This window comes from Stenotrophomonas sp. YJH_SMC_4 (assembly GCF_059371575.1).
Genome location: NZ_JCAFUR010000001.1, coordinates 451303 through 477046 on the forward strand (window position 1 = coordinate 451303; position 25744 = coordinate 477046).

28 protein-coding genes are annotated in these 25744 nt (G+C 67.8%); 11 read left to right on the forward strand and 17 right to left on the reverse strand.

Annotated elements, in window-relative coordinates; genetic code table 11:
- Positions 1–40: 40 nt before the first annotated feature.
- Positions 41–373 (reverse strand): hypothetical protein, encoded by a 333-nt coding sequence (locus AC5P9F_RS02145; RefSeq protein ID WP_043034145.1) that lies wholly within the window; start codon positions 371–373, stop codon positions 41–43.
- Positions 374–524: 151 nt separating this feature from the next.
- On the opposite strand from AC5P9F_RS02145, the gene AC5P9F_RS02150 reads away from it, so the two are divergent.
- Positions 525–1472 carry a nucleoside hydrolase gene (locus AC5P9F_RS02150; protein WP_004147861.1) on the forward strand — a complete coding sequence of 316 codons (948 nt, stop codon included), beginning with the start codon at positions 525–527 and terminating at the stop codon, positions 1470–1472.
- Between the two features lie 4 nt (positions 1473–1476).
- Here the strand turns inward: AC5P9F_RS02150 and AC5P9F_RS02155 are convergent, their stop codons facing one another.
- The 6 genes from AC5P9F_RS02155 to AC5P9F_RS02180 form a co-directional block, all read right to left on the reverse strand.
- Positions 1477–2736, reverse strand: a complete 1260-nt coding sequence (locus tag AC5P9F_RS02155; protein ID WP_005408507.1) for an MFS transporter — start codon at positions 2734–2736, stop codon at positions 1477–1479.
- A 78-nt stretch (positions 2737–2814) separates the two neighbouring features.
- Positions 2815–3828 (reverse strand): hypothetical protein, encoded by a 1014-nt coding sequence (locus AC5P9F_RS02160; RefSeq protein WP_043034146.1) that lies wholly within the window; start codon positions 3826–3828, stop codon positions 2815–2817.
- Positions 3829–3953: 125 nt separating this feature from the next.
- Positions 3954–5267, reverse strand: coding sequence for a sensor histidine kinase (locus AC5P9F_RS02165; protein WP_100437996.1), 1314 nt, complete (start codon positions 5265–5267; stop codon positions 3954–3956).
- Complete coding sequence (locus AC5P9F_RS02170) at positions 5264–6004, reverse strand: response regulator (protein ID WP_005408504.1); 741 nt, start codon at positions 6002–6004, stop codon at positions 5264–5266. Before AC5P9F_RS02170 ends, AC5P9F_RS02165 begins: the two co-directional genes overlap by 4 nt.
- Positions 6005–6061: 57 nt before the next feature.
- Positions 6062–6607: a redoxin domain-containing protein gene (locus AC5P9F_RS02175; RefSeq protein ID WP_100437995.1), complete on the reverse strand. Its 546-nt coding sequence runs from the start codon at positions 6605–6607 to the stop codon at positions 6062–6064.
- A 3-nt stretch (positions 6608–6610) separates the two neighbouring features.
- On the reverse strand, positions 6611–7402 hold the full coding sequence (locus AC5P9F_RS02180; protein ID WP_100437994.1) for an alpha/beta fold hydrolase: 792 nt from the start codon (positions 7400–7402) through the stop codon (positions 6611–6613).
- Positions 7403–7744: 342 nt separating this feature from the next.
- Between AC5P9F_RS02180 and AC5P9F_RS02185 the strand changes: the two genes are divergently transcribed.
- The 5 genes from AC5P9F_RS02185 (at position 7745) to AC5P9F_RS02205 (ending at position 11374) form a co-directional block, all read left to right on the forward strand.
- The gene (locus tag AC5P9F_RS02185; RefSeq protein WP_012479418.1) at positions 7745–8389 is read left to right on the forward strand and encodes an HvfX family Cu-binding RiPP maturation protein; all 645 of its coding nucleotides are present in this window, start codon (positions 7745–7747) and stop codon (positions 8387–8389) included.
- Between the two features lie 95 nt (positions 8390–8484).
- On the forward strand, positions 8485–8961 hold the full coding sequence (locus AC5P9F_RS02190) for an HvfA family oxazolone/thioamide-modified RiPP metallophore (RefSeq protein WP_005412584.1): 477 nt from the start codon (positions 8485–8487) through the stop codon (positions 8959–8961).
- Positions 8962–9015: 54 nt separating this feature from the next.
- Positions 9016–9861, forward strand: a complete 846-nt coding sequence (locus AC5P9F_RS02195) for an HvfB family MNIO-type RiPP peptide maturase (RefSeq protein WP_111189222.1) — start codon at positions 9016–9018, stop codon at positions 9859–9861.
- A complete protein-coding gene (locus AC5P9F_RS02200; protein WP_164225384.1) occupies positions 9854–10588 on the forward strand; it encodes an HvfC family RiPP maturation protein in 735 nt (244 codons plus the stop codon). The genes AC5P9F_RS02195 and AC5P9F_RS02200 overlap by 8 nt, the downstream gene beginning before the upstream one ends.
- A gap of 147 nt (positions 10589–10735) precedes the next feature.
- The gene (locus AC5P9F_RS02205; RefSeq protein WP_043034153.1) at positions 10736–11374 is read left to right on the forward strand and encodes a ferric reductase-like transmembrane domain-containing protein; all 639 of its coding nucleotides are present in this window, start codon (positions 10736–10738) and stop codon (positions 11372–11374) included.
- 56 nt (positions 11375–11430) lie between these two features.
- Here AC5P9F_RS02205 and AC5P9F_RS02210 read toward each other — a convergent pair whose 3' ends face one another.
- From AC5P9F_RS02210 to AC5P9F_RS02230, 5 genes are all read right to left on the reverse strand, one after another.
- On the reverse strand, positions 11431–12567 hold the full coding sequence (locus AC5P9F_RS02210; protein ID WP_099529769.1) for a metallophosphoesterase: 1137 nt from the start codon (positions 12565–12567) through the stop codon (positions 11431–11433).
- A 134-nt stretch (positions 12568–12701) separates the two neighbouring features.
- A complete protein-coding gene (locus AC5P9F_RS02215) occupies positions 12702–14240 on the reverse strand; it encodes a TerC family protein (protein WP_024956986.1) in 1539 nt (512 codons plus the stop codon).
- Positions 14241–14283: 43 nt separating this feature from the next.
- Complete coding sequence (locus AC5P9F_RS02220) at positions 14284–14508, reverse strand: helix-turn-helix domain-containing protein (protein WP_005408494.1); 225 nt, start codon at positions 14506–14508, stop codon at positions 14284–14286.
- Entirely contained in the window at positions 14508–14975 is a 468-nt protein-coding gene (locus AC5P9F_RS02225) for a DUF2975 domain-containing protein (protein ID WP_005412578.1), read from the reverse strand. The genes AC5P9F_RS02220 and AC5P9F_RS02225 overlap by 1 nt, the downstream gene beginning before the upstream one ends.
- 184 nt (positions 14976–15159) lie before the next feature.
- Positions 15160–15741 carry an NMCC_0638 family (lipo)protein gene (locus tag AC5P9F_RS02230; protein WP_005412577.1) on the reverse strand — a complete coding sequence of 194 codons (582 nt, stop codon included), beginning with the start codon at positions 15739–15741 and terminating at the stop codon, positions 15160–15162.
- Positions 15742–15870: 129 nt separating this feature from the next.
- Between AC5P9F_RS02230 and AC5P9F_RS02235 the strand changes: the two genes are divergently transcribed.
- Complete coding sequence (locus AC5P9F_RS02235; protein WP_004147836.1) at positions 15871–16182, forward strand: metalloregulator ArsR/SmtB family transcription factor; 312 nt, start codon at positions 15871–15873, stop codon at positions 16180–16182.
- A 24-nt stretch (positions 16183–16206) separates the two neighbouring features.
- Complete coding sequence (locus AC5P9F_RS02240; RefSeq protein WP_005412574.1) at positions 16207–17601, forward strand: DUF2867 domain-containing protein; 1395 nt, start codon at positions 16207–16209, stop codon at positions 17599–17601.
- 38 nt (positions 17602–17639) lie between these two features.
- On the opposite strand, the gene AC5P9F_RS02245 is transcribed toward AC5P9F_RS02240, so the two are convergent.
- Positions 17640–18071 (reverse strand): pyridoxamine 5'-phosphate oxidase family protein, encoded by a 432-nt coding sequence (locus AC5P9F_RS02245; RefSeq protein ID WP_012479407.1) that lies wholly within the window; start codon positions 18069–18071, stop codon positions 17640–17642.
- 284 nt (positions 18072–18355) lie between these two features.
- Here AC5P9F_RS02245 and AC5P9F_RS02250 point away from each other — a divergent pair, with 284 nt between their 5' ends.
- Positions 18356–18790, forward strand: coding sequence for a hypothetical protein (locus AC5P9F_RS02250; RefSeq protein ID WP_012479406.1), 435 nt, complete (start codon positions 18356–18358; stop codon positions 18788–18790).
- Between the two features lie 35 nt (positions 18791–18825).
- Complete coding sequence (locus AC5P9F_RS02255) at positions 18826–19332, forward strand: PaaI family thioesterase (protein ID WP_012479405.1); 507 nt, start codon at positions 18826–18828, stop codon at positions 19330–19332.
- Between the two features lie 9 nt (positions 19333–19341).
- Here the strand turns inward: AC5P9F_RS02255 and AC5P9F_RS02260 are convergent, their stop codons facing one another.
- The 4 genes from AC5P9F_RS02260 to AC5P9F_RS02275 form a co-directional block, all read right to left on the reverse strand.
- The gene (locus AC5P9F_RS02260) at positions 19342–21084 is read right to left on the reverse strand and encodes a GGDEF domain-containing protein (protein ID WP_044571215.1); all 1743 of its coding nucleotides are present in this window, start codon (positions 21082–21084) and stop codon (positions 19342–19344) included.
- A gap of 162 nt (positions 21085–21246) precedes the next feature.
- Entirely contained in the window at positions 21247–22272 is a 1026-nt protein-coding gene (locus tag AC5P9F_RS02265; RefSeq protein WP_005408485.1) for an AI-2E family transporter, read from the reverse strand.
- 107 nt (positions 22273–22379) lie between these two features.
- Positions 22380–23432: a sensor domain-containing diguanylate cyclase gene (locus AC5P9F_RS02270; protein ID WP_138927386.1), complete on the reverse strand. Its 1053-nt coding sequence runs from the start codon at positions 23430–23432 to the stop codon at positions 22380–22382.
- A gap of 147 nt (positions 23433–23579) precedes the next feature.
- A complete protein-coding gene (locus tag AC5P9F_RS02275) occupies positions 23580–24587 on the reverse strand; it encodes a LacI family DNA-binding transcriptional regulator (RefSeq protein ID WP_012479402.1) in 1008 nt (335 codons plus the stop codon).
- A 95-nt stretch (positions 24588–24682) separates the two neighbouring features.
- Between AC5P9F_RS02275 and AC5P9F_RS02280 the strand changes: the two genes are divergently transcribed.
- A complete protein-coding gene (locus AC5P9F_RS02280) occupies positions 24683–25735 on the forward strand; it encodes a sugar phosphate isomerase/epimerase family protein (RefSeq protein WP_100437987.1) in 1053 nt (350 codons plus the stop codon).
- The last annotated feature ends 9 nt before the right edge of the window (positions 25736–25744 follow it).

Genomic DNA, 25744 nt, shown 5'->3' on the forward strand with positions numbered 1-25744 from the left:
TACCAGGACGTGACCTTGGCCGGCACCCTGGAACGTCTCATCAATCGCCGCCACCGCAGCTGCCGCCGTCACCACCCCCACCGCTGTCGCCGCTTCCGCAGTCGGAGCTGCTGTAGCTGTGATGGCTGTGGTTGTCACTGGAATAGCCAACGGAGGTGTCATGGCTTCCGCCGCCATCCCCCCGGCTGCCCGAGCCATCGGCCGTGGCCACCGCCATGCACAGGATGGCGCCGACCAGCGGCAGCAGCCAGACCAGCAGCAACTGCACCGTCCGGCCGCCTGCCGAGAGGCCATCGCGCCTGACGATCACCACGGTAGCCACCACGTTCAGGCCCAGCACCAGCAGGACCAGCAGAAGGGCAACGATCAGCATTCGGCGGTTCCGTGCCTGGACTGGGGGCATTATGGCCTGCCTCCCCGGCAATGGCCCTGCCTGTCATGAAGATGGGACAATGTAGGGCGCGCCGGCCTGCTTCCGGGCCGCCGGCGCCCCCCGCACCACACGGAAGAAGAAGAACAACAACATGCTGAAAGTCATTTTCGATACCGACCCGGGCGTCGACGACGCCCTGGCCCTGCTGTACCTGCACAAGCACGCCCAGATCGACCTGATCGGTGTCACCACCACCTTCGGCAATGCCTCGGTGGAGTCGACCACGCACAATGCGCTGTACCTGAAGCAGGCCTGGGGCTTTGCCGCCCCGGTCGCACGCGGTGCCGGCGGCCCGCTGCAGCCGGAAGCCACCCCGGAAGCCTGGCCGGTGCACATCCATGGCCACAACGGCCTGGGCAACCACCCGGTGCCGGCCAGCCTGGACGTGGCGGCCGATGCGCGCCCGGCCCACCAGCTGATCATCGACCTGGTCCGCGCCCATCCGGGCGAGGTGACCCTGGTCGCGGTCGGCCGCATGACCAACCTGGCCCTGGCCCTGCAGCAGGCGCCGGACATCGCCGGCCTGGTGCGCGGCGTGGTGATCATGGGCGGCGCCTTCCACGTCAACGGCAACATCACCCCGGCCGCCGAGGCCAACATCTGGGGCGACGCCGAAGCAGCCGACGTGGTGTTCACCGCCAGCTGGCCGGTCACCGCCATCGGCCTGGACGTGACCACCCGCGTGGAAATGGACCGTGACGGCCTGGACAAGCTGGCTGCGATCGGTGGTGCCGATGCCGAACTGGTGCGTGCGCTGTCGCAGGATTACGTGGACTTCTACCTGCAGGCCGGCCACAAGGGCATGGTCGTGCACGACTGCTGCGCCTGCATCGCGCTGACCCGTCCGGAGCTGTTCCAGTTCGAGCGCGCCAGCGTGCGCGTGGCCACCGACGGCGTCGCCCGCGGCATGACCATTCCCAAGCCGGAAGGCCTGGCGTTCGGCCCCAGCGTGTGGGACGGCCACGTGGTGCAGTCGATTGCCATCGGCGTCGATGCGGCCGCCGTGCTGGCCGACATCGAGCAGACCCTGAAGGTCTGACCCGCTAGCGCTTGGCCCTGCCCGGGACCGTCTCGGGCAGGGTCCACAGCACCGGCAGCACCAGCACCGCCACCAGTGCGATCATCGCGCCCGGCGCCGCCGCCCAGCCGCTGCGTTCCACCCACCATTGCGCCAGCCAGGGCGTTGCACCGCCGAACACGGCCGTGGCCATGGTCACCCCCAGTGCCAGCCCGCTGACCCGCCCTTCGCCGGGGAACTGCTCGGCCGTGGCCGGGGCCGCCACCGCGCTCACGCCACCGGCCACGCAGGCCAGCAACACCGCGGCCAGCGCGATGCCCAGCGGCGTCGCCTGCGCCATCCACGCGAACAAGGACAGCGGCAGCAGCGCTGCCAGCACGGTCAGGCCCAACAGCACCGGCCGTCGTCCGACACGGTCGGACAATGCGCCGCACAGGGGCGTGATCGCGATCACCGCCACTGCCGCAATCGTCGACAGCCACAGCGCATCGCCCTCATCGTGGCCCCGCGCATGCAGGAATGCGGGCACATAGGTGATGCCGACGTAGTAAGTAATCGAGCCCAGCGCCGAGATCGCGAACGTGCGCGCCACCGCCAGCGGATGGTTGCGCAGCACATGCTTCAGCGGCGTCGCGGGAATGCTGCCCTCGCGGCGCTGCCGCTCGAACTCCGGCGACTCGTGCATGCCCGAGCGTGCGACCAGGATCACCAGTGCCAGCGCCGCGCCGACGAAGAACGGAATACGCCAGCCCCAGCTGTCCAGCTGCGCGGGCGCGAGCAGCGCCACGGTAACCGCAGAGATCGCCACCGCCAGCAGCGCACCCACCTCGCTGGCGGCCGAAGCCAACGAGGTCACCAGGCCGCGTCGCCGCGCCGGTGCGCTTTCCAGCAGGTACGCCACCACGCCGGTGTACTCGCCGCCCACCGAAAACGCCATCACGCAGCGCAGTAACAGCAGCAGTACGCCCGCCGTGGTGCCTGCGGTGGCCGCGGTTGGCAGCAGCGCGGTGGCCAGCATTGCCGCCGCCATCAACGCCATCGAAGCCAGCAGCATCCAGCGCCGGCCCAGGCGGTCGCCAAGGTGGCCGAAGCACAGCGCGCCGAGCGGGCGCATCAGGTAGGACACCGCGAAGCCGGCCAGCGTGACCAGCAGCGCCTGTTCGCCGCCGCCGAAGAACACCCGCGACAGCACCGTGGCGAAATAGAGGTACAGGGTGAAGTCGTACCACTCCACTACCGTGGACAGGCCCGCCACCCACATCGAGCGCTGCCGCGCCGCGGTCATTGCGTATTCGCCTTCAACAGCCTCGATCCCGGTTGCGCAGGTTCCGCGCAGCGTGGCATGGACGGGGTGAAATACCGGTCATCGGCTGTCCGCTGCCTGCATGTACTGGGTTTCATGGCCGGTGAAGCGCTCACCGTCAAAGCCGAAGCAGAAGCGCCCCTCCTCGAACACGCGGTAGACCAGCAGCGCACCATCGAGGCAGAACTGCTGCTGGTCCACGCTCGTCTCCAGTGTCCCGTAGCCGGTGGCCTCTCCGCCCTTCCCCGCCGGGCCGGTGAAGGCATCGAACGGCAGTGGCGTCGCCCTGCCCGTGCGGGTATCGACCAGCACCAGCGTGCGCTGGAAGTACTCGGGTCGATCATCGACCTGCACCAGCAGGTAGTGCTTGTTGAAATTGGGTTTCTGATGCTGGAGGGCATCTTCGATGGCTCCGCGGTGCCGCGCATCGCAGAAGTCGACCGGGCTGTAGCGGTAGCTGCAACCGTCGTGGTCGTAGGGCAGGTTCATGCCCGAGTAGCTGACGCCTGCCTGGCTGCCCAGATCGTCTCCCGGTTCCGGCGTGCTGCACAGCAGCCATGAGCGCTGCGCATCCTCGGGATCGGCCAGCAGCTTCGGCTCACGGCCTGCCTCGTACGCCGCGCCACCCGGGAATTCCTGCCCGAAGCGCTGGCGGACGATGGGACGTGCCTTCTCCAGCGGCAGGCCGATCTTCGCGCCACGGAACGAGACGAAGGTCATCGTCGGCAGGATCACCTCCTCCACCGGCAGCCCCTTCCATTGCCCCTGCACGCAGAACGTGGCGATCTCGTTCTCCCCGTCCTCCTTGCAGGGCTTCGGCGCGTTCGTCGCCAACCAGGGATGGGCCGGGCGCCTGGTCTGCTGATCGATGTACCAGCCGTCCAGCGCGCAGGTCGGCAGGGCATCGAGCAGCGGAGAGAGGTCTGTTGCGGTGGCCGGGGCGGCAAGTGGTGCGCCCGCTGCGGGTGCCCCGGTCGGCGCATCCGTTGTGCGCTGGCAGGCCGCCAGCGCGAGTAGACCGACCAGCAGCGCGACGTGGCGCGGGCGCCGGATTGAATGCTGCGTTCCCTGCATTGCGTGTTTCCTGGTTTCGACACTCCCTGCAGATGATCGCCGATCCCGAAGCCGTGCAGGAACGTCGCAGATCCCACATCGGGGTCAGAGCCCTTCGCTCCCGCAAAGGGATCCGACCCCGCCCGTTACCCCGGCAGCTGCAGTTCCGCCCGCAGGCCGCCGCCCTCGCGGTTGTGCAACCTCAGCGAGCCGCCCAGCGACTGTGCCAGCTGCACCGCGATGGCCAGGCCCAGGCCAGTGCCGCCTGTATCGCGGTTGCGCGAGCTTTCCAGCCGATGGAACGGCGCCAGCACTGCCTGCAGCTGGCCCTCGGGAATGCCAGGGCCACGGTCGGAAATGCTGATCCACACTCTGCCGGCGTCATCACGGCCCGCCTCGATCTCGGCGGCACCGGCGTAACGCAACGCGTTGTCGACCAGATTGCCGACCACCCGGCGCAGCGGCTGCGGCCAGGTCTGCACGACCAGTCCAGCGGGCGCACCACCGCTGACCGGCTTGCCCATGTCCTCGTAATCGCCCACCACACTGGCCAGGAACGCGCCCAGGTCCATCGACACCGGTGCGCCACTGGCGACGTGGCTGCTGCGCGCATAGGCCACGCCCTCACGCACCAGTTGACCCAGGTGGTCGAGGTCGTCCAGCAACCGCTGCTGGGTGCTGTCTTCAGGCAGGGTCTCCACCCGAAGCTTCATGCGCGTGATGGGGGTCTGCAGGTCATGCGAGATCGCGGCCAGGATCTGCAGACGCTCAGTGACATGGCCGCGAATGCGTGCCTGCAGTGCGTTGAGCGCGGCCGCCGCGCCGCCCACTTCCGCCGGGCCATCTTCAGGCAGTTCGGGCCCGTCCTTGCCCGGCTGCAGATGCTCCACCGCATGCGACAGCTGCTGCAGCGGGCGCATGGCCAGGCGCACCGCCAGCCACGCGCACACCAGCAGCAGCGCCAGCTGCACCAGCAACACGGCGGGCAGCCAGCGCGCCAGCGGCAGGCCCGACGGGGTGACTTCGATGGTCAAGGGGGTGCCGTCGTGCAGGCGCAGTTCCACCTCGAACCGCTCCGGCAGGCGAGCCACCTGGCGCGCCTGCAACGGATAGCGGTGCTGCAGGCTGTCGTCGATGATCGCGGTGACCTGGCGTGCACGATCGGTCTGCAGCCCGGGTCCTGCGGCGGCCGGGCGCAGCAGGTAACGGTAGGTGCGCCGCTCCAGCCGCGGCACCCAGGCCGCGCGCTGGCCTGCGGGCAGGTGCTCCAGCAGCGCGACACTCACGGCCACGTCTTCATCGAGGTTGCGCAGCATCATGCTGCGGGTGGACTGGTAGCGTTCGAAGAACAGCAGGCCGAAGGACAGTGCGTGGGCCAGGGTCAGTCCGCCCAGCAGCACCAGCAGCAGCCGCGCCGACAGCGTGCGCGGCCAGCGTGGGCGGTGTGCGGTGGTGTTCATTCGTCCGGCCCCAGCAACTGCACCGGCACGCTGAACACATAGCCTTCGCTGCGCACGGTCTTGATGTAGGTCGGCTCGCGTGCGTCGTCACCCAGGCGCTGCCGCACGCGGCTGACCAGCAGATCGATCGAGCGGTCGAACAGTTCGGCATCGCGGCCCTGGGTGAGGCTGAGCAGCTGGTCACGGCTGAGCACCCGATTGGCGTGATCGAGGAACACGCGCAACAGGCGGAACTCGGCGCCACTGAGCGGATGCGCGGTGTCCTGCGCATCCAGCAGATGGCGTGCGGTGGTGTCCAGGCGCCACTCGCCGAAGGCCAGCTGGCGACCTGCTTCGCTCACCTGCAGATTCGGCGGCAGCATCTGCGTGCGGCGGATCACCGCATTGATGCGTGCCAGCAGTTCGCGCGAAGAGAAGGGCTTGGTCACATAGTCATCAGCGCCCATTTCCAGGCCGATGATGCGGTCGGTCTCGTCGTCGCGGGCGGTCAGCAGCACCACCGGCACCGCACGATGCTTGCCGGCGCGCAGGTTGCGGCACAGGCTCAGGCCGTCCTCGCCCGGCATCATCACGTCCAGCACCACCAGATCCACGGCATGGGTATCCATCAGCGCGCGCATGGCCCGGCCACCGTCGGCCTGGCTCACGCGCAGGCCGTTGCGCTGCAGGTAATCGGCCAGCATCTGGCGGATCTCGCTGTCATCGTCGACGACCAGGATATGCGGTACGTGGTTCATTGCGTTCTCGATGAAGACGGAGGTCAGGGCCGCGCTGCGCGGCCATGGTAGCGCGGCTCAGGGGTTGGCCAGCAGGCGCTGGATCTCGCTTTCGGTACGTGCGTAGTCGCCCTCGCCGTAATGGCGGTAGACCACCCGCCCCTGACGGTCGAGCAGGTACAGCGCGGGCCAGAAGCGGTTGCGCCAGGCGTTCCAGATCCGGTACTGGTTGTCCTGCACCACCGGCCAGGTGATGTCCAACCGTGCGATGGCCTTGCGCACGTTGCCGGGCAACCCTTCATAGGCGAACTCCGGCGTATGCACGCCGATCACCCTCAGGCCCTGCGACGCATAGCGTGCATGCCACTGGTGGACATGCGGCGCCACGTTGAGGCAGTTGCGGCAGGTGTAGGTCCAGAACTCGACCAGCACCACCTGCCCCCGCAACTGCTTCAGTGTGAGCGGTGGGCTGTTGTGCCAGGGCCCGCCACCGTCAAACCCCGCCATCGGTTCTGCATCGAGCGGTTGCGCGCCGGCATCCGCGCCGGGCCAGGCCATCAACAGCGCAGCCCCACCCAGCACGCCCATCAGCAACGGCAGCACGTACGCACGCAGGCCGGCCATCGCTCAGCCCCCCTGCTCGGCCAGCGGCAGTTCCGCCGGCTTCACCCCCGCCGCTTCCAGGATGCTGTCGGCCACCTGCGCCGGATGCGAAAGCAGCGACACATGGCTGCTGCCGATCGATTGCAGCTGCGCGCCAATGCGCTTTGCGGTGGCGGCCTGCAGCTGCGGCGACAGCATGCGATCGTCACGGCTGAGCACGTACCAGCTCGGCTTGCTGCGCCACGCCGCAACGTTCACTACTTCGCCCAGCGCGCTGGCCTTCAACGGGACCTGCGTGCTGTACAGCAGTGCGGCCGACTTCTTCATCACGTCCGGCGCGAAGTCCTGGGCGACAGCGTCAGCCGGCAAGGTCAGGTAGCCGTCCCTTTCCTGCAGGCGGGCCAGGCCCGGACCGACCGGGAAGCCTTCGCCCTGTTGCGCCGAAGACTGCCCCGCATCCGGTGCGAAGGCCGCCACGTACACCAGCGCCTGCACCTTCGGGTCATTGCCCGCTTCGGTGATGACCGTGCCACCCCAGCTGTGGCCGACCAGCACCACCTTGCCGGGCGCGGCGGCAATCGCGCGGCGGGTGGCGGCGACGTCGTCGGCCAACGAGGTGAGCGGATTCTGCACGGCCACCGCCGGCAGCTTCCAGTCATGCAGGGTGCTGATGACCTTGCTCCAGCTGGAGCCATCAGCGAACGCGCCGTGCACCAGGATGACGGTGGGCGGTGCAGCGGTATCGGCCTGGGCAGCGAAGACAGGGGCGGCGGCGGCAAGGGCGAGAGCGGCGGCCAGCAAGGAGGTACGGATCATGTGGGGCACTCCGGAGTTGGGAGTGGCCATTTCCGCCTGCCGGTGTATCGGCGCTGTTTCTCCGCAGCGCGGAGTTGTACCGGACTGTAGGGCGCAGGCGGGTTTCTACAGTGGGATACATTCGCGCGCCGGTCCTGGCCGGGCGCTACCGGGTGGGTATCGCTCCCCGCACGCGCGCGCGCAACGCCCCGATGTGCATCCACGCATCGTCTTTGTATCGGACTGTACGAAACCCCGGCCGCGGCCACAGTCGCTGACAAAACCCCGGGCAACGGCACACGTTGCCGATACCTGCGCCGCCTGGAATGGCTTCCATCGACCACTGGCCCGCAGGACACCACCATGATCAGCACCGCTTCTTCCGTGTATACCCCCCGCCTGGACGCCGTCGGCCGCTGGCTCTCGCCATTGGCGTTGCGCACCCTGCTGGCCTGGGAGTTCTTTGAATCCGGCCGCGAGAAGCTGGGCGGCCAGAACTGGTTCGACGACCTGGAAGGCCGCTTCCCGTTCCCGTTCTCCGCCCTGCCCGCATCGCTGAACTGGCAGCTGGCGACCTGGCTGGAACTGGTGGGCGCGGTGATGCTGCTGCTCGGCCTGGCCACGCGCTCGGTGGCCTACGTCTTCTGGATCCTCACCATCGTTGCCATCGCCGCCGTGCACTGGCCCGACCAATGGAACGGCCTGGGTGAACTCTGGCAGGGCTACGCGATCACCGACCAGGGCTACGGCAACTTCAAGCTGCCACTGCTGTTCCTGGCCATGTTGCTGCCGCTGATCCTCAACGGCGGTGGCGCGCTCAGCGTGGACCGGCTGTTGGCCGGCTCACAGCATGCCGCTGTCGGCAATGACGGCCTGGGCTGGGGCGTCAGCCTGATCGCCCTGCTGCTGCCGGTTGCCGCGCTGCTGCCCGGCATCGGCTTCGGCGGTGCCCTGCTCGGCGGCGTGCTGCTGCTGGGCTATCTGCTGCGCCGTCGCCACGCCGCCTGAGCTGAATCCCCTGTTCCCGCGCCTTTCGCTTTCCGTCGCCTCCTCGGCGGCGTCCATCCCGCACGCCCCGCGTGCTTTCCCAAGGAGTCATCACCATGTCCATCTCGACCAGGAACACCCCCTCCTCCCGCCTGCCGCGCATCGGTGCCATCGGCATTGCCCTGGCCGGTGGCCTGCTGCTGGCCGGCCAGGCCGCCGCGGTCCAACCGCTGGCGATCAGCGCGGTGGCCATGAGCGCCGCCGCCGAAGGCAAGTGCGGTGAAGGCAAGTGCGGGGCCAACAAGGCCACCACCGGCAAGCCCGCCGGCAAGGCCAAGGTGGCCGAGGGCCAGTGTGGCGAAGGCAAGTGCGGCGACGCCTCGTTTGCCCGCACCGACCGCGACCACGACGGCAAGGTCTCGCGTGCCGAGTTCAACGCTGTGGCCGCCAAGCGCGCCGCCGAGTTCGACCGCATCGACACCGACCACGACGGTTACATCAGCGAGCAGGAAGCGCACGACTACCTGCGCAGCGTCTACACCGCCAACGGCAAGCCGATGCCGAAGGGCCTGTTCTCCCGCGTTGCCGATTGATCGACGTTCACCCGGCGCCGCCTTCAAGGCGGCGCTCTCTGTGGAGCATCCGCCATGTCCCTGCCCCTGCCCACCCATGCCGCCGGTCTTGGCCTGCGCCGTGGCCTGATCGACGAACTGCTGGCAATGCCGGCCGGAGCCATCGACTTTCTCGAAGTCTCCCCCGACAACTGGATCGGCGTCGGCGGCGCACACGGCGCCGCGCTGCGCCAACTCAGCGAGCGCCACCCCTTGACCTGCCACGGACTGTCACTGTCGCTGGGCGGTCCTGATCCACTGGACCGCACCCTGCTGGCACAGACCCGGGCCTTCCTCGACGTGCACCAGGTGCAGCTGTACAGCGAACACCTGAGCTACTGCGCCGCCGGCGGCCATGTCTACGACCTGCTGCCGCTGCCGTTCACCGCCGAGGCCGTTCACCATGTCGCCGGTCGCATCGCCCAGGTGCAGGACATGCTGGGCCGACGCATCGCCGTGGAGAACATCTCCTACTACGCCGTTGCCGGCGCGGACATGAGCGAGATCGACTTCATCAACGCCGTGCTCGCCGAAGCCGACTGCGACCTGCTGCTGGACGTCAACAACGTTTTCGTCAACGCCTGCAACAACGGTTATGACGCCTTCGAATTCCTGGCCCGCGTGCCGGCCCACCGCGTCGCCTCGCTGCACGTAGCGGGCCACTTCGATGAAGACGATGGCTTCAAGATCGATACCCATGGTGCGCCGGTGAAAGGCGTGGTCTGGGCACTGTTGCGCGAGGCCTATGCGCGGGTGGGCGTGCGCCCCACGCTGCTCGAACGCGACTTCAACTTCCCCCCGCTTGCCGAATTGCTGGCCGAGGTCGGGCAGATCCGCCAGGCGCAGGCCGAGGCACGTTGGCCCGAGGTGACCCATGGCTGAGTCGCTGGCTACCCTGCAACGGCGCTGGGCCGATCATGTGCGCGACCCTGCAAAGACCGCACCCGATGGCATCGAGGCGCGGCGGATGGCGGTCTACTGCCGCCTGTGCATTGACAGTCTGGACAGCCTGCTGGCGGGCAGCCTGCCGCGGCTGAAGTCGCAGCTGGGCGATGCCTGCTGGCGCAACACCGTCGAGCACTACTACGCGAGGCACGCCTGCCGCACGCCGTTGTTCCCGCAGATCGCGGGCGAGTTCGCGGCCTGGCTGGCGGTGCAGGACACGCTGGCGCTGCCGGGCTGGGCAGCGGAACTGGCGCACTACGAGAGCACGCAGCAGTCGCTGCACATTGAAGCGCGTGACGGCGGGCGGCCGCTGCAGCGCGCTCCCGTAGGCAATGATGTGCTGGCGGTTTCGCCATTGGTGCGGGTGCTTGGCTACCAGTGGCCAGTACATGAGGACGGGGCGCTGGAGCCGGTGTTGAGCACGGCTCCCACGCTGCTGGTGATCCAGCGCCTCGCCGATTTCAGCCTGCAGACCGAGGAACTGTCACCGCTGGCCTACGCGCTGCTGTCGGTGTTCGGTGACGACAGCGCGTCGGTGGATGAAGCACTGCAGCTGCTGTCCGAAACACATGGCGTGGCAGCGGACGCATTGCGCATGGCCTGCGTGCCTGTTCTGGGCGAGCTGTGCGCGGCGGGCGTGCTGGTTGCATTGCCCGCTTTCTGAGGTTGCCGGCCAGCGGCCGGCACTACCCGTTCCTTGGCCGGCCAGCGGCCGGCACTACCCCTTCCTTGACCGGCCAGCGGCCGGCACTACCCGTTCCTTGGCCGGCCAGCGGCCGCCACTACCGTCCCCCTACTTCGAGGTCTCATCATGGCTCCTTCCAACACGTCCTTCCTGCATGGCTGGCGCCTGTTCGTGGCCGTAGCGGTGGTCCTGATCGCCTTCGCGCTGGCGGCCTTCGCCCTGTATCCCGATGCAGCCGAAGGCAGCCGAGCCGCGATCCGGGTCACTGCGCGCACATCGTTCCTGCTGTTCCTGGCAGCGTTCACGGCATCGTCGTTCGCCAGCCTTCTGCCAGGCCCGTTCACCCGCTTCCTGCTGCGCGAACGGCGCATCATCGGCCTGTCCTTCGCGTTCTCGCACCTGTTGCATGCAGTCGCGATCACCAGTTTCGGCGTCCTCAACCCGGCGTTCTGGCCAGCACGATCCGCGCTGGCCAACCTCCCGGGCACGGTGGGCTACATTGCCATCCTGGCGCTGGCCATCACCTCGCACCGGGGGCTCGCCCGGCGCATGGGACCCACCGCCTGGCGTCGCCTGCACGTCACCGGCATGTGGATCATCGCGGCGGTGTTTACCTACTCGTACTTCAAGCGCGTTCCGGGCAACTTCTGGTATGCGGTGCCGTCGGCGCTGCTGTTCACCGCCTTCGTGGTGCGCTGGATTGCCAAGCGGGCGCAGGCGCTGCGCCGAAGTGCGCATGTGCGGCCGCCGCTGCGGGCGGCCTGAGGGGCTGGGGCCAGATGCCTTTACCTGCGGGAATGGGATCTGACCCCCACTTCAGGTCAAGGCGCGCGGCGCAGCGTGATCAGGGTGATCTCCGACGGCACACCGATGCGCGCCGGGAAACCTGCCCAGAGGCCCGCACCGTTGCTCACGTACAGTGTCATCCCGTCCACGTCGTAGCGGCCGGAGACATAGCCGCCGTTGGCTCGTTTCACCAGCTGGTCCATACCAAAGATCTGCCCGCCGTGGGTATGCCCGGACAATTGCAGCTTCACACCGCGCGCGGCAGCTTCACGCGCATTGCGCGGGCGGTGATCGAGCAGGATCACCGGTGCAGAGGGATCGGCGCCGGCCAGCGCGGTTTCCAGATCCGGCAGCGGCAGGCCATAGCGTGCCGCCACCGGATCGGTGACGCCGGCGATGGTCAGCGCAGCATCGCCGCGCCGCACCTGCAGGTGGCTGTTCTCCAGCACCTGCATGTGCAGCGCGCGGAACGCCTGCATCCACGCCTGGTACTGCGCGTAGTACTCGTGGTTGCCGGTGATGGCGACGACGCCGTCCGGCGCCCGCAGGTCCGCGAGCGGGCGCGCGTCGTCACGGCGGGCCTCGACACTGCCGTCGATCAGATCGCCAGTGATCACGATCAGGTCCGGTGTCAGTGCGTTGCTCTCGTCCACAACCCTGCGCACCCAGTCGCCGGTCAGCAGGCGGCTGGCATGGATGTCGGTCAGCTGCAGCACGCGATAGCCGTCGAACGCAGCAGGCAGATCCTTGATCGCCACGTCGATCTGCCGAGGCTGGGGCACGGCCATGCCCTGGCTGATGCCATAGCCACTCACAAGCAGCGCCAGCAGGCTGGCCAACGGCCGCAGCTTCGAGGCGCGCAGGACCGATGCGATGCGCGGCCAACGCAGCAGGCGCGAAAGCAGCAGGCCGGCATCCAGTACCAGCATCATCAAGGCCAGCAGCAGTACCGCCGTGGAGCCGGTGGCCAGAACGGCGATGGCCAGCTTCGGGATCTCTGGCGAGGCCATCGTGCCCCAGAAGGTGGCGACGATGCGCAGCTGCACGGCAACGCCCACCAGCAGCAGCGACAGCACGACCTTCATCCAGATGGGCATGCGCAGTGGCCAGAACAGGCGCCAGGCCACATACAGGCCCATCAACAAACCGATCGTACTCAGCACTGCAACCATCCAGGAAAGAAAGCGGGCCCACCATGGTGACGGCTGCCGGCCGTGTTGTGTAGCGCCGAGCCCATGCTCGGCTGCCCAGGAAGCCGTCGAGCATGGCTCGACGCTACAGAACCCCGATCGCGCATGGCTCGACGCTACGGATGCCCCAGGCGCTCCACCCGCAGGCGGGCGATGCGACGCTTCTCCATCGCCAGTACGGTGATGCGAACATCCGCAATCTCCACCGCGTCACCGATGTCCGGCAGGCGCCCCAGACGCTCCAGCACCAGGCCGGAGATGGTCATGTAGTCGGCACTGCGCGGCAGCGATACGCCGGCCAGCCGCTGCAGGTCGTCCAGAGTCAGCGCACCATCGGCCTCCCACTGGTCCTCGCCCTGCGCGACCACGCCATAGCGCTCGTCCTGGGTATCGACCAGGTCACCGGCAATGGCCGCCAGCAGGTCGTTGGCGGTCACCAGGCCTTCCACGCTACCGTACTCGTCCACCGCCACCGCCAACGGCACCGGGTGCTGGCGGATCAGTTCCAGCGCCTGCAGCGCGCTGGCACTGGACAGCACGTACTGCGGCTCGCGCAGGTTGCCTTCCAGCTGCAGCGGCCTGCCCTGCAGCAGGTCGGCCAGCAGGTCGCGGCTCTGCACCACGCCACGCAGGCTGTCCAGGTCGCCATCACCCACCAGCAGGCGGGTGTGCGGCGACGCCACCAGGCGTGCCACCACATCCTCCTGCCCACGGGCCAGGTCGATCCACTGCACGTCGGCACGCACCGTCATCACGCTCGACACCGGGCGATCAGCCAGCCCCAGCACGCTGCGGATCATCTCGTGCTCCGCCGGCTGCAGGCGCTCTTCGGCATCGACGTGTTCGTCCGCGCTTTCGTCGTCGTGGCCATTGGCCGGGCGCGCGCCCAGCATGCGCAGCACGGCGTCGGCGGTGCGCTGGCGGAACGGCTGGCGGCGCTCGTTGCGCTCACGGTTGAAACGCACCCACTGGTTGAACGCCTCGACCAGGATCGAGAAGGCAATCGCCGCGTACAGGTAACCCTTCGGAATCTTGTAGCCCAGGCCCTCGGCCACCAGGCTGAAACCGATCATCAGCAGGAAGCCCAGGCACAGCACCACCACCGTGGGATGCTTGTTGACGAAGCGCGTCAGCGGCTTGCTGGCCAACAGCATCAGCGCCATCGCGATGGTCACGGCGGCATACATCACGCCAAGGTTGTCGACCATGCCCACCGCGGTGATCACCGAGTCCAGCGAGAACACCGCGTCGAGCACCACGATCTGTGCCACCACCATTGCGAAGCTGGCGTAGACCTTCTTGCCATCCTCGTGGTGTTCGCGGCCTTCCAGCCGTTCGTGCAGCTCCATGGTGCCCTTGAACAGCAGGAACAGGCCACCGCCCAACAGGATCAGGTCACGCCCGGAGAAGCTGTGGTCGAACAGCGTCAGCAGCGGCTCGGTCAGTTTCATGATCCACGCCAACGCCGCCAGCAGCACCAGCCGCATCAGCAAGGCCAGCGCCAGGCCGATTACCCGCGCGCGGTCACGCTGGTGCGGCGGTAGCTTGTCGGCAAGGATCGCGATGAACACCAGGTTGTCGATGCCGAGAACGATCTCCAGCACGACCAGGGTTGCAAGGCCCATCCAGATCGAGGGGTCAGCCAACCATTCCATTTCAGGTCCGTTTCGTCAGTAGGTAAGTGAAAAGAGCGACCGCTCAGTCAGCGTCCTGTGCCTGCGCCGGGTCGTGCCCGAGCAGGTCGCCGGGCGTGCACTGCAGCTCGCGGCAGATCGCATCAAGGGTGGAAAAGCGGATGGCGCGCGCCTTGCCGGTCTTCAGGATCGACAGATTGGCCAGGGTGATGTCGATGCGCCCGGCCAGCTCGGACAGGGTCATGCCGCGTTCCTGCAGCATGCGGTCCAGGGTGATGACGATCGCCATCAGATGACACCGTCGAGGTCGTCGCGCATCGCTGCGCCCACGGCGAAGACGCGCGCCAGCACGAACAGCATCAGCACGGCCACCAGGCCAGTGATCGACATACCACCGCCGACCTCCATCCAGGTGAAATCCGGGCCCATCCAGGCCGAATAGGCACCGATCAGGATCGACAGCAGTTCCATTGCCAGCATCAGCCAGGCCATGCGCTGCAGCCGCCGTGCATTGGCGTGGGTGAACGGCCGCTCGCGCGCCGCCGACTTCAGCAGCCTCAGCAGATGGCGCAGGAACAGCAGGCACAGCACCAGCAGCGCGATGATCGCGCCCAGGCCCAGGCAGAAGTGCAGGAACAGATCATTGCCGTGCGCGGCAGCGGCCTCGGCGTCATGCACGCTGTCGAGCAGCCAGCGACGGTCGTGGGCGACCAGCGGCACCGCCAGCAGTGCGGCCAGGATGCCCAGCCAGCACATCGCCCGGACGGCCTGTACGGCGGCCTGGGCCAGGGCAAACAGGCCTCGCGCGGGTCTGGCGCGGGCGGGACGAGCGGTCAAGCGGCCTCCGGTGTTGGGGTGGACGCGCCGCCCCGGGATGGATTTATCGATAAACGATATATTACACGCTGCGTGAAAGGCTGAACCGCAGGCGTCGCTCCTGTCAGGGCCCGGGCGCGCCCCGCTCCAGCATTGCCTCACCCGGCGTCGCAGAGGCCATCGCCTGCACGCCGGCATCGGCGGCCTGCCGCGTGACCAGGCGGAAGCGCACCTGCAGCTTGCCCTGCCCCGGGGTGGCCCAGCCGTACTGGATGGCCACCTGATCGGCCGACAGCGGCCCACGTCCCGGCAGCGAGCGCACCTGCAACGGCATCGGCGCGGCCTGCACCAACCGGGCGAATCCCTTCTGCACGACCGCCGCGTCGGCCTTCTCGGCGTAGACCGTGCACGTGCCATCGTCAGCCCAGCTCACCGCATAACGGCCACTGGCCAGGGGCACCATCCAGGCCACACCCGATTGCCCCTGCAACAGCGTGGCGGCTTCGGCGGGCTGCAGCGGCGACAGCCCATTCGATTCCATCAGCGACTGCAACCGCGCCGGGGCCCCGATGTGCTGCATGCAGGCGGTATCGAACAACTCGCTGAAGGGATCCTGCGCCGGAGCCTTGGCCTTGGGCGTGCGCGCGGGTTGCGCCGCCGCCAGGGTGGGCAGCAGGGCCAAAGCCAGCCAGAACGCAGGACGCATCGGGATTCCACGCTACGGAAAACAGCAGGGAGGATGGCAAAGCCCGGGCGTGCCGCGCAATGGGTCATGGCTTGACAGCCGCCACCGGCGGGAGGAGTATCAGTTAACGAATTAGTTAATTAGCTCGCCATGGACCGCATCTTCGAAGCCCTTGCCTCCACCGCCCGCCGGCAGATCCTGGCCTATCTCAGCGCCGGCGAACTCAGCGCGGGCGAGCTGGCCGAGCGCTTCGACTTCAGCAAGCCGGCGTTGTCCAGCCACCTGCGCATCCTCGAGGAAGCCGGACTGATCGAACGCGAGAAACGCGGCCAGTTCGTGTACTTCAGGCAGGTACCCGACCGTTTGGCCAACACGTTGTTCTCGTGGGCGGCCGAAGTCTGCCCTGTCGGCGGCCCGCTCAAGCGTGAAGCCCGCGCCCGCCGCAAGTCCCCCGCCCGCTGATCCGCCCCGCCAAGGAGCATGACGATGCCTGGTTCGACCCGCGATCGCCGTTCGTTTCCAGCAGTGCAGCTTCCGGCACAGGACGGCGGCAGTCCGACCGAAGTCACCCTGATCGCGCAGCTCGGCATCGGTGCCGGTGACGCGCTGGTGAGTGACGCCGGCCAGCGTCAGCGCCACCACCCGGCGTTCATCGATGCGTTGGATGAACCTTCGGCGCGACTGGGTGGCATGCACCTGCAGCACGGGGATGCCTCCTCGCTGTACAGCTTCACCGTCGGTGCCGGTGGCCACCCGTTTCATCGCCATGCAGGCCCGCGCATGTTCACCGCCATCGCCGGCAGCGCGGGAGCCGAGCTGCGTTTCGCCACCGCCTCCGACACGCAGCTGGCAGCAGATCCCGGTGCCTTCGCGCGCACGCTTCGGCGCATCCGCATCCCACCGGACTGCCTGTTTACCGTGCGCTTCGGCGGCGGCACCTGGCACCAGTTCGCGTCGAACCATCCTGCACATCCCGCGCTGTTCGCGTTGTCCTGCCACAGCAATGAACTGGCCGGCGCGATGAGCGAGCAGGCGCGTGCACAGGTGCAACGCAATGCCGCCGATATCCCCAGCCTGACCGAGGTGCTTCCGGAATCGCACTGGCCTTCGGGCACTTCGCTTGCGGCGGCACCGCTGTTGCAACTGTCGCTGCAGGCGGCGCCTCCCAGCCTGTGCGCACACCTCTGCGCGCGTACCCGTGCCCTGCTCGGCCCGCTGCGCCGCATCCCCATGCGGCCGCTGCACGGGTTCGTCGAACGTGCCACACCGGCCTATCCCATCCGTTCGCGGCCCGCCGCCACCGATGGCCTGCTGCCCACAGCGCTGCCGCACAGCCACTACCAGGACCTGACCACCCTGTGCCTGGAACCCTCGCAGGTGGTCCACCGCTCCGCGTCGGCACTGCTGGCCGATGTACTGGACGGCTTCCTGCGCAATCCGCCCAGCGGCGTAGGCCATCTGATGGCGCTGCGAAACCGACTGGTGGCGCCGTTGCGGTTGCGCACGTCGCCGCTGGGATGCCCGGTGTCGTCACTGCTGTCCACCGATCGCAGCCGGTTGTTCGCTGGTCGATTTCCGGTGCTGGATTCGCACATCGATACGCAGGACAACGACGCCGAGGTCCTGCTCGGCGCCGACGATCGGCACCTGCGTTTCCGCAGCAGCGTGCGCGTGCAGCGGCGTAGCGATGGACATGTCGAGATCAGCCTGGGCTCTCGCGTGCAGACCTTCAATGCGTTCGGCGGCATGTACATGGCACTGATCGACGCCGGGCACCGGCACTATGTCGCGCCGGCACTGCTGCGGCGTGCGGTGGAACACGCCTTGGCACCGGAGCTGGCCAATGTTGGGGATCCGGCAGCACACCCTGCGAACTGCTGACCCTGGAACACGATGCGCCGGGCCCTGCACGGTTCCGCTCAGATAACGATTTCGCCCTCGTCCTCGCCATCCCAGTAGTGGATGCGGCTGGCGCGCACGTGAATCAGCACCAGTCCCGGTGTATCCACGCCCTGTTCGAACCATCGCTCCAGGTCCTTCACCCAGTGCTGGCTCATCGTGGCCCGGTCGCGCACCAGCGCTGCCCTTCCCTGCACGTGCACGAACAACGGTGGCTTGCCCAGCAGCGACTTGCTGCCGGAAAAACCCAACGCGACGGCGGGGTCAGCTTCAATCTCGCGCACCATGTCGGTGTCTTCGGTGGTGAAAAACCAGCTGTCACCGTCATAGTCCACGTCGCCGTTGTTGCTCATCGGACGACCGGCAATCTCTCCGCCGGCGTGGGTCTGCAGCATCGTGAAATCGATGCCGGCCATTTTCCTGGACAGTTCAGGCAGGGTGAGCTGGCTCATGTCGTCGTCCCTCGTCGGATGGAATCCCAGCGTCTGCGCAGAGCGGTGACCGAAGCGTGGATGGGCAGTTGCGACCTCTTCACAGAAAACGCGATAGGGCGCATGGCACGTGTGTGACGCATTCCTCACCACCACACCCGCGTTAAAGGCGGATGGAGGAACGGTCCTCCACGCCGCGACACGCCTCTAACAGGGCATTGCCCGAGAATCGCGCAACCTCGCGATGCATCCGGCATGGCCGCCGGCATCACCGAGGCTCCCCTCCGCAACCGCATGGCCCCCACATGGACCTGTTCGCCTGGCTCGCGTTCGGCTGCTACCTGTTGGCGTTCTTCATTGTCTCGCTGTTTGCTGCGGCCTACCTGAAACGCTCCGACTTCATGCCCTACCACGGCCAGGCCGTGGGCCTGCCATGGAAGGAGGTCGAACCGCGCATGCAGTTGCTGCTGATGGCACTCATCCGCGTGGTCGGCGCCGGTTGGATCGCACTGGCCGGCGCCGGCGTGATGCTGGCCTGGCTGATCTTCTTCGGCGGACACTTCGCGCTGCCGCAACTGCTGGCCTTCCAGCTGTTCTGCCTGGTCGCCACCGTGCCGCCGGTACTGGTCGCTTCCGGCGTGCGGCGACGCACCGGTGCGCGTACACCGGTGCCCGCCGGCGCCGCGGTGGTGCTGCTGTCGGTCATCGGATTCGTGCTGGCCCTGTTGGCACTGTCCTGATGCGTGCTCCCTCCTATCCCTCCATCGAGGCTCCCATGAATCCCGAATCGATCTTCTACAGCGTGGTCAACGGTGATCTGCCGCCCTCCCAGGCGGGCACCCTGCTCGGCTGGCGATTCGTCGAATACGACGACGCACTGCGCCGCATCCATGTCGAGTTCGACGCCGGGCCGATGCTGACCAACCCGATGGGCAACGTGCAGGGAGGCTTCCTGTCGGCGATGCTGGATGACTGCATGGGGCCGGCGATCTACGCCACACTGCCCGCCAACCGCATCGCGGTCATGGTGGAATCCAAGACCAGTTTCGTCAGTCCGGCACGACCCGGGCGCATCATCGGTTGGGGCGAAGTCGAGCACAGCAAGGGGAGCATCGCCTTCACGCGTGGCTGGCTGACTGACCCGGCAGGCAACGTACTGGCCACCGCCACCGCCACCTTCCGGGTGGGTGCGCTGCGCTGGCGTGGCTTATCGGTACCACGCCCGATCGCGCGCCGGATGATCGCGCGGACGCTGCGGCGGGTGCATGCACGCATCGGCTGAGGCGTACCCTCAGCGCGTGATGCGGCCGCCACCCGCCACCCGTACCCGATCACGCCCCTGCGCCTTGGCCCGGTACATGGCCGCATCGGCGGCACGCAGCAGGGTGCGCCAGCCCAGCGCGTCGGTGCCGCCCTCGGCCACGCCGAAACTGGCGGTCACCCGCAGCACGGTGCCGCCGGCCAGCGCGATGTCCATCTGCTGCAGGGCCAATCGCAACGACTCGGCCAGCTGCCGGCCACCGGCCAGATCACCGTCGGCCAGCAGCACCAGGAATTCCTCGCCGCCATAACGGGCGATGCTGTCGCTGCGGCGCAGCTGATGCCGCAACAACTGCGCCACCCGCACCAGCACTTCGTCGCCGGCATCATGACCATGGCCATCGTTGATCGCCTTGAAGCGATCCACGTCCAGCAGGATCACCACGGCGCTTGCATCGCCCCCCGCGTGTCTCTGCTGCACCACCTCATCCAGCGCGCGCCGGTTCAACAATCCGGTCAGCTCGTCGGTGCCAGCGAGCTGGCGCAGCTCGCTGGTCAGTGCCGAGCGCTCGCGCGATTTCTCACGCAGTACTTCGATGGCGTCGAACAAGCGCTGCATCTCGGCCAGCGGGTGGGTGACATGCTGCTCCGGACCGGGTGCATCCGAGGCAAGCTGGATCACCTGCGCCTGCGCCTGCAGCAACGGCTGCAGGATCTGCCGGTGGGCAATGCGCAATGCCACGCCCAGCACCACCAGTGTGCCCAGCGCGGTCGCCACCAGCACGGCCAGGCGCATGGCCTCGCGATTGCGGGTGCGTTCAAAGCGGGCGATGGACACGCTCAGGTAGCCATCACGCAGCGCCTCAAGCGACTGCAGGGTCGGCACGTAGCGCGTGGTGAATTCGGCGGCGGTCCATGGCGGCGGCAGGCCTCGGCGGCCATCTTCGATCAACTGCTCGATCATCGGCAGCGATTCGCCGAAGAACTGCCGACGCGCCATGTCCCAGTGCCATGACAATTCCGGGTCACTGCGGAACACCGACTCGTGGCTGCCCGCCAACCGCCACAGCTCCAACAGGCGACCCTCGGTCTGCAGTGCAGCGCGTACCTGTTCCTCCCGCCATGCCCCTGGCACCGCCACCGGCGCCATCACATTCGAGGCCAGGCGGCCACCATGCTCGCGAAGATCGATCAGCACCTGGCCCTGCATCGCCGGAATCGCTGCTTCACGGTCGGCGCTGACCAGCACGTTGATCTGTGCCGAGGTCAGCAGGTGCAGGCGATCGACCACGGCGAACATGCCACTGATCGCACGCTCCACCTCCTCCACGCGGCGTGCGTCATGGGGTTGCGCCACGACCCGGTCGACCGCAGCCCGCGCCGATTGCAGGCGACGTTGCGCGTCGGCCAGCAGCCCATGCTCGTTGACCACTCCCGGATCAGCCTTGAACACGGTGTCCAGCTGCAGCAGGGCAGCGTCGACCCGCTTGCGCGCGGCCGCCAGCTGCGCGGCCAGCCGTGCCTGCTCGGCCGCATCGGCCGGGTCGGCCCCCAGCAGGCTGTTGGCGGGGCCGCGTTCGGCCGACACCAGGTTGGCCAGGTCGAAGGTCTGCCGCAGCTGGCGCAGGCTGGCCAGGTTGTCCTCGGCGGCCGTGAAGCGCAGCGTGCCCTGCACCAGTGCGATGGCCATCAGCGGCAGCGTACAGACTACGAACAGCCCAGCCAGGATCCAGACCCAGGTCCGCAGTCCGATGGGCGACGCCTTGCGGGCCATGCACATTTCCCCTGTAGTACCGAACACTGTAACGGCCGGCTACACAGGCGCCAAGCCACTCGCGGGCCAACCGTGGCGGTGGGTATACCCTGCCGACCGCGAACGCACCGACAAGGCCGCGCGGACATTCGAACCGGGACAAATACGTCATGCCCAGCCGCGTCAGATCCAGCGCTGGTCGACCAGTTCGCGCTTCACGTAGGCATAGAACACCGGCGCGGCGACCAGGCCCGGCAGGCCGAACGCCGCCTCCATCACCAGCATGGCCAGCAGCAGCTCCCAGGCACGCGCCTGGATCTCGCCACCGACGATGCGCGCATTGAGGAAGTACTCCAGCTTGTGGATCACGATCAGGTACAACAGCGCGGCCACGGCCACATAGAACGAGACCGACAACGCGACGATGCTGATGATGGTGTTGGAGATGATGTTGCCCACCACCGGCAGCAGGCCGGCGATGAAGGTGATCAGCACCAGCGTCTTGGAAAGGGGCAGGTGCACGCCGAACAACGGCAGCACGCCCAGCAGGAAGATGGCGGTGAAAAGGGTGTTGAGCAGGGAGATCTTCACCTGCGCGAACACCACCTGGCGGAACGCGGTGGCCAGGCGGCTGGTGCGCCCGATCAGCTCCTGCGCCAGCGGCCCCATCGTCGGCAGCGGCAGTTCGTCATACAGCGCGATCATCGCGCCCAGCACCATGCCGATCAGTACGCGTACACCCACCTGCACCACCGAGGTACCGGCCACGCCCAGCTGGCGCTGGTGCTCGGCGGCCCAGTCATTCAGCGCCGCACGCAGCGCCGGCATGTCCTCGGGGATATACGGCTGCAGCAGCGCCGGTACCTGGTGGCGCGACGAATTGAGGATATCCATCAGCCGTGCCAGCAGCGCGTCCGGCCCACCGGTCTCGTTGCGGAAGAACGACGCCACGCCGATGCCGGCCAGCACCAGCGCGCTGATGATGATTGCCGACAACACGATCACCGCGATCGCCCGCGCCCGTCCCGGCGGCAGCTTGCCTTCCACGGTGGACGCCAGCACATGGGTCAGCTGGAACACCAGCAGGCCCGACAGCAGCGTCACCACCAGGCCGAGCTTCAGCGCCAGCCACATGCCCAACAGCATCATCAGCCAGGCCGCGATCCTCGCAACGGGGGGCTTGGGCTGGGCAACGAGGGCGTCTTGCATGGGCGGCGCGTCCGGGCGGGGTGGCCCATGGTAGAGGATTGGCGTGCCGATTCCGCGTGCAGGATGAACGGGCGTTTCGGCCTCGTTCGGCGGCAGCCGTGCCGCACTCACTCGCCGTAGCTGGCTGTGTTCTTGCCCTGCCGCTTGGCGTGGTAGAGCGCGCGGTCGGCCAGTGCCAACCAGTCCTCGACACTACCGCCACGCGGCGTCGCGGCAATGCCGATACTCACGCTGAACTCCACGCCCGGCGTGGCCTGCCGCGCGGCCTCCAGCAGGTGCAGGCGCACCCGCTCGGCCACGTGCATCGCATCGACGGGCGCGCAGTCGCGCAGCAGCACTACGAACTCATCGCCCCCCAGCCGCGCGGGCGTATCACCGGGCCGGGCAAAGGTGCGCAATGTCGCCGCGATATGCCGCAGCACCTCGTCACCGGCGCGGTGGCCATGCGAGTCATTGATGCGCTTGAAATCATCCACATCGAGCATCAGCAGGCAGGCAAAGCCGCCCTGGCCCTGGGCCCGGTCCAGCGCCTGCTGCGCACGCAGGATCAGGAAGCCACGGTTGGCCAGCTCGACCAGCGGGTCCATCCGGCTGAGCCGCTGCAGCTGACGGTTCTGCGATTTGACCCGGCGCGCCAGCTGCCAGCTGAGAATGCTGAGGCCGATGCCATACACGAACAGGAACGGGACACTCAGCACGATCGTGCGCTGCGAGGCGACCGGCTGGTAAGGGAAGCCGAGCAACCACCAGGTGAGTGCGAAGCCCAGCAGCAGGGCCAGCGTGGCGCGCATCGCCAGGCGCACGCCACCGGCGGCGATCTTGTCGGCCACCAGCAGCGCGGCGAACAGTGCGCTGGGCACCGCGCTCAACGCCATGAAGGCGATCCAGCCACCGCCGAAGAAGGAGTCGGCCACCATGCAACGGAACTGGACGACCGCCGGCTGGCGGGAGCGCTGGGTCAGCAGCAATGCCAGTGCCGGCCACGCCAGCGCGTTGAGCAGCAGCAGGACCCACGCCAGCCCGCCATCCTGGCGTTCAAGCATGATCGAGGCGATGGGGATCGCTCCCAGTCCATTGCCGACGAAACGCATCCAGCCGATGCGACGTGCCGCGCCAATGCCTTCGACCGCGCCTTCCGCCGAATCGGTGAAGAATGGCATTGCCGCCCCCCTTGCGCGATCGCACCTGCTGCTACGGCCCTTGCCGGGCTGCCTGCGATGAGTCTGACAGCTTTGCGTCAATTCGGGATCAAGGTTGCACGATATCGCGCGGGCCGGCTGCCACGCTCCCGCGGCCCCACCCCGTGGTCACCCGCGTCGGGGCGCAGCCGTCGATCCCCGCACCATCAGGCTGAAATCCAGCGTCTGTTGAAGCGGGACATCCACCTGTTCGATGATGGCGAGCAGCAGGTTGACCGCGCGCGCGCCGATTTCCCGCATCGGCTGCCGGATGGTCGTCAGCGGCGGCGTGAGGTAGCGGGAAGACGCCAGATCATCAAAGCCGACGATGGACAGGTCTTCCGGCACGCGGATGCCCAGCTCCCGGCAGGCCGCCAGGGTGCCCAGCGCCATCTGGTCGCTGAAGCAGAAGATCGCGGTTGGTGCGGACGTGCCGTCCAGCAGCGCCATGGCAGCCGCATGGCCGGATTCCACTGAAAAATCCCCGGGCACGATGCTCAGCTGGCGCAGGCGGCCGCGCGCCTTGCCGGCCGCCCGCACCCCTTCCAGGCGCTGCTGGTGCAGGGGATTGTCCGGCGGCCCACCGACCACGGCGATCCGTTCATGGCCCAGTGCGTACAAGTGCTCCATGACGGCACGTGCGGCGGCGGCATTGTCGATGTGAACACTGGGCAGGCCGAGCGCGGGATCGAACTCGCAGCCGTTGACCACCGGCGCGGCAGCCCCCCTCTGCTGGACAATCTCGCGCGCCGTCGGTGGCAGGCGATGGCCAAGCACGATCATGCCGTCGGCCTCGTTGCGCCGGAGCATCTGCGCGTAGCGCTCCTCGCGGTCGGGTTGGTCCTGCGTATCGCCCAGCAGCACCGCATAGCCGACAGCCTGCGCGGCGTCTTCCGCGCCCTGCAGGATCTGCGCGAAGAACGGGTTGGCGATATCCGGCACCGTGACCAGGATCTTGCCGCTGCGCTGGGTCTTGAGCGTGCGGGCGACCGTGTTGGGCACGTAGCCCAACGCCGCGGCGGCCTGCTCGATGCGCGTGCGCGTGGCCGGCAGCACTTTGTCCGGCCGCGAAAGTGCACGCGACACGGTGCCGGCGGAGACGCCGACGTGCTTTGCGATGTCGTAGATGGTGGCCATGGCGTTAGTTCTCCCGCCCGCTGTGCACTGCACAACAGGTCCTGCGTAAGCCCCTGCTAGGATAATGCAATCGATTGCATCGAGGGCGAATCACGTTGAAGACGCTCAAGGGTCCAGCGCTGTTCCTGGCGCAGTTCATCGGCGACACGGCTCCTTTTGATCGGCTGGACACGCTGGCCGGATGGGCCGCGGGTCTGGGCTATTCTGGCGTACAAGTCCCCACCACGGCGCCCCACCTGTTCGATCTGGCCGAGGCGGCACGCAGCCAGGCGTACTGCGACGACGTCGCCGGCATGCTGGCCGGTCATGGCGTGCAGATCACCGAGCTGTCCACCCATCTGCAGGGGCAGCTGGTCGCGGTCCATCCGGCCTACGACAGCTTGTTCGACGGATTCGCACCCGCGGACAAGCGTGGCGATCCCGCCGCCCGCCAGGCCTGGGCGGTGGAGCAGCTTCTGTTGGCCGCCAAAGCCAGCCAGCGGCTGGGGCTGACCGCGCATGCCACGTTCTCCGGCGCATTGGCCTGGCCCTATTTCTATCCCTGGCCGCAGCGCCCACCGGGACTGGTGGAAGAAGCCTTCGCCGAACTCGGCCGCCGCTGGCGCCCGATCCTCGATGCCTTCGATGCCTGCGGCGTGGATCTCTGCTTCGAGATCCACCCGGGTGAGGACCTGCACGATGGCGCGACTTTCGAACGCTTCCTCGATGTGGTGGATCATCACCCCCGCGCCAAGATCCTGTACGACCCCAGCCACCTGCTGCTGCAGCAGATGGACTACCTGGGTTTCATCGACCGCTACCACGCGCGCATCGGCATCTTCCACGTCAAGGACGCGGAGTATCGCCCCAGCGCAAGCAGCGGCGTGTATGGCGGCTACCAGGACTGGATCGAGCGTCCGGGCCGCTTCCGTTCGCTCGGTGATGGCCAGATCGACTTCAAGCCGATCTTCTCGAAGTTCGCCCAGTACGACTTCCCCGGCTGGGCGGTACTGGAATGGGAGTGCTGCCTGAAGCACCCCGAGGACGGCGCACGCGAAGGTGCCGCCTTCATCCGCGACCACATCATCCGCGTGACCGAACGCGCCTTCGACGACTTTGCCGACAGTGGCACGGACGCCGCATCACTGCACCGCATGCTGGGAATCTGAGCCAAGACC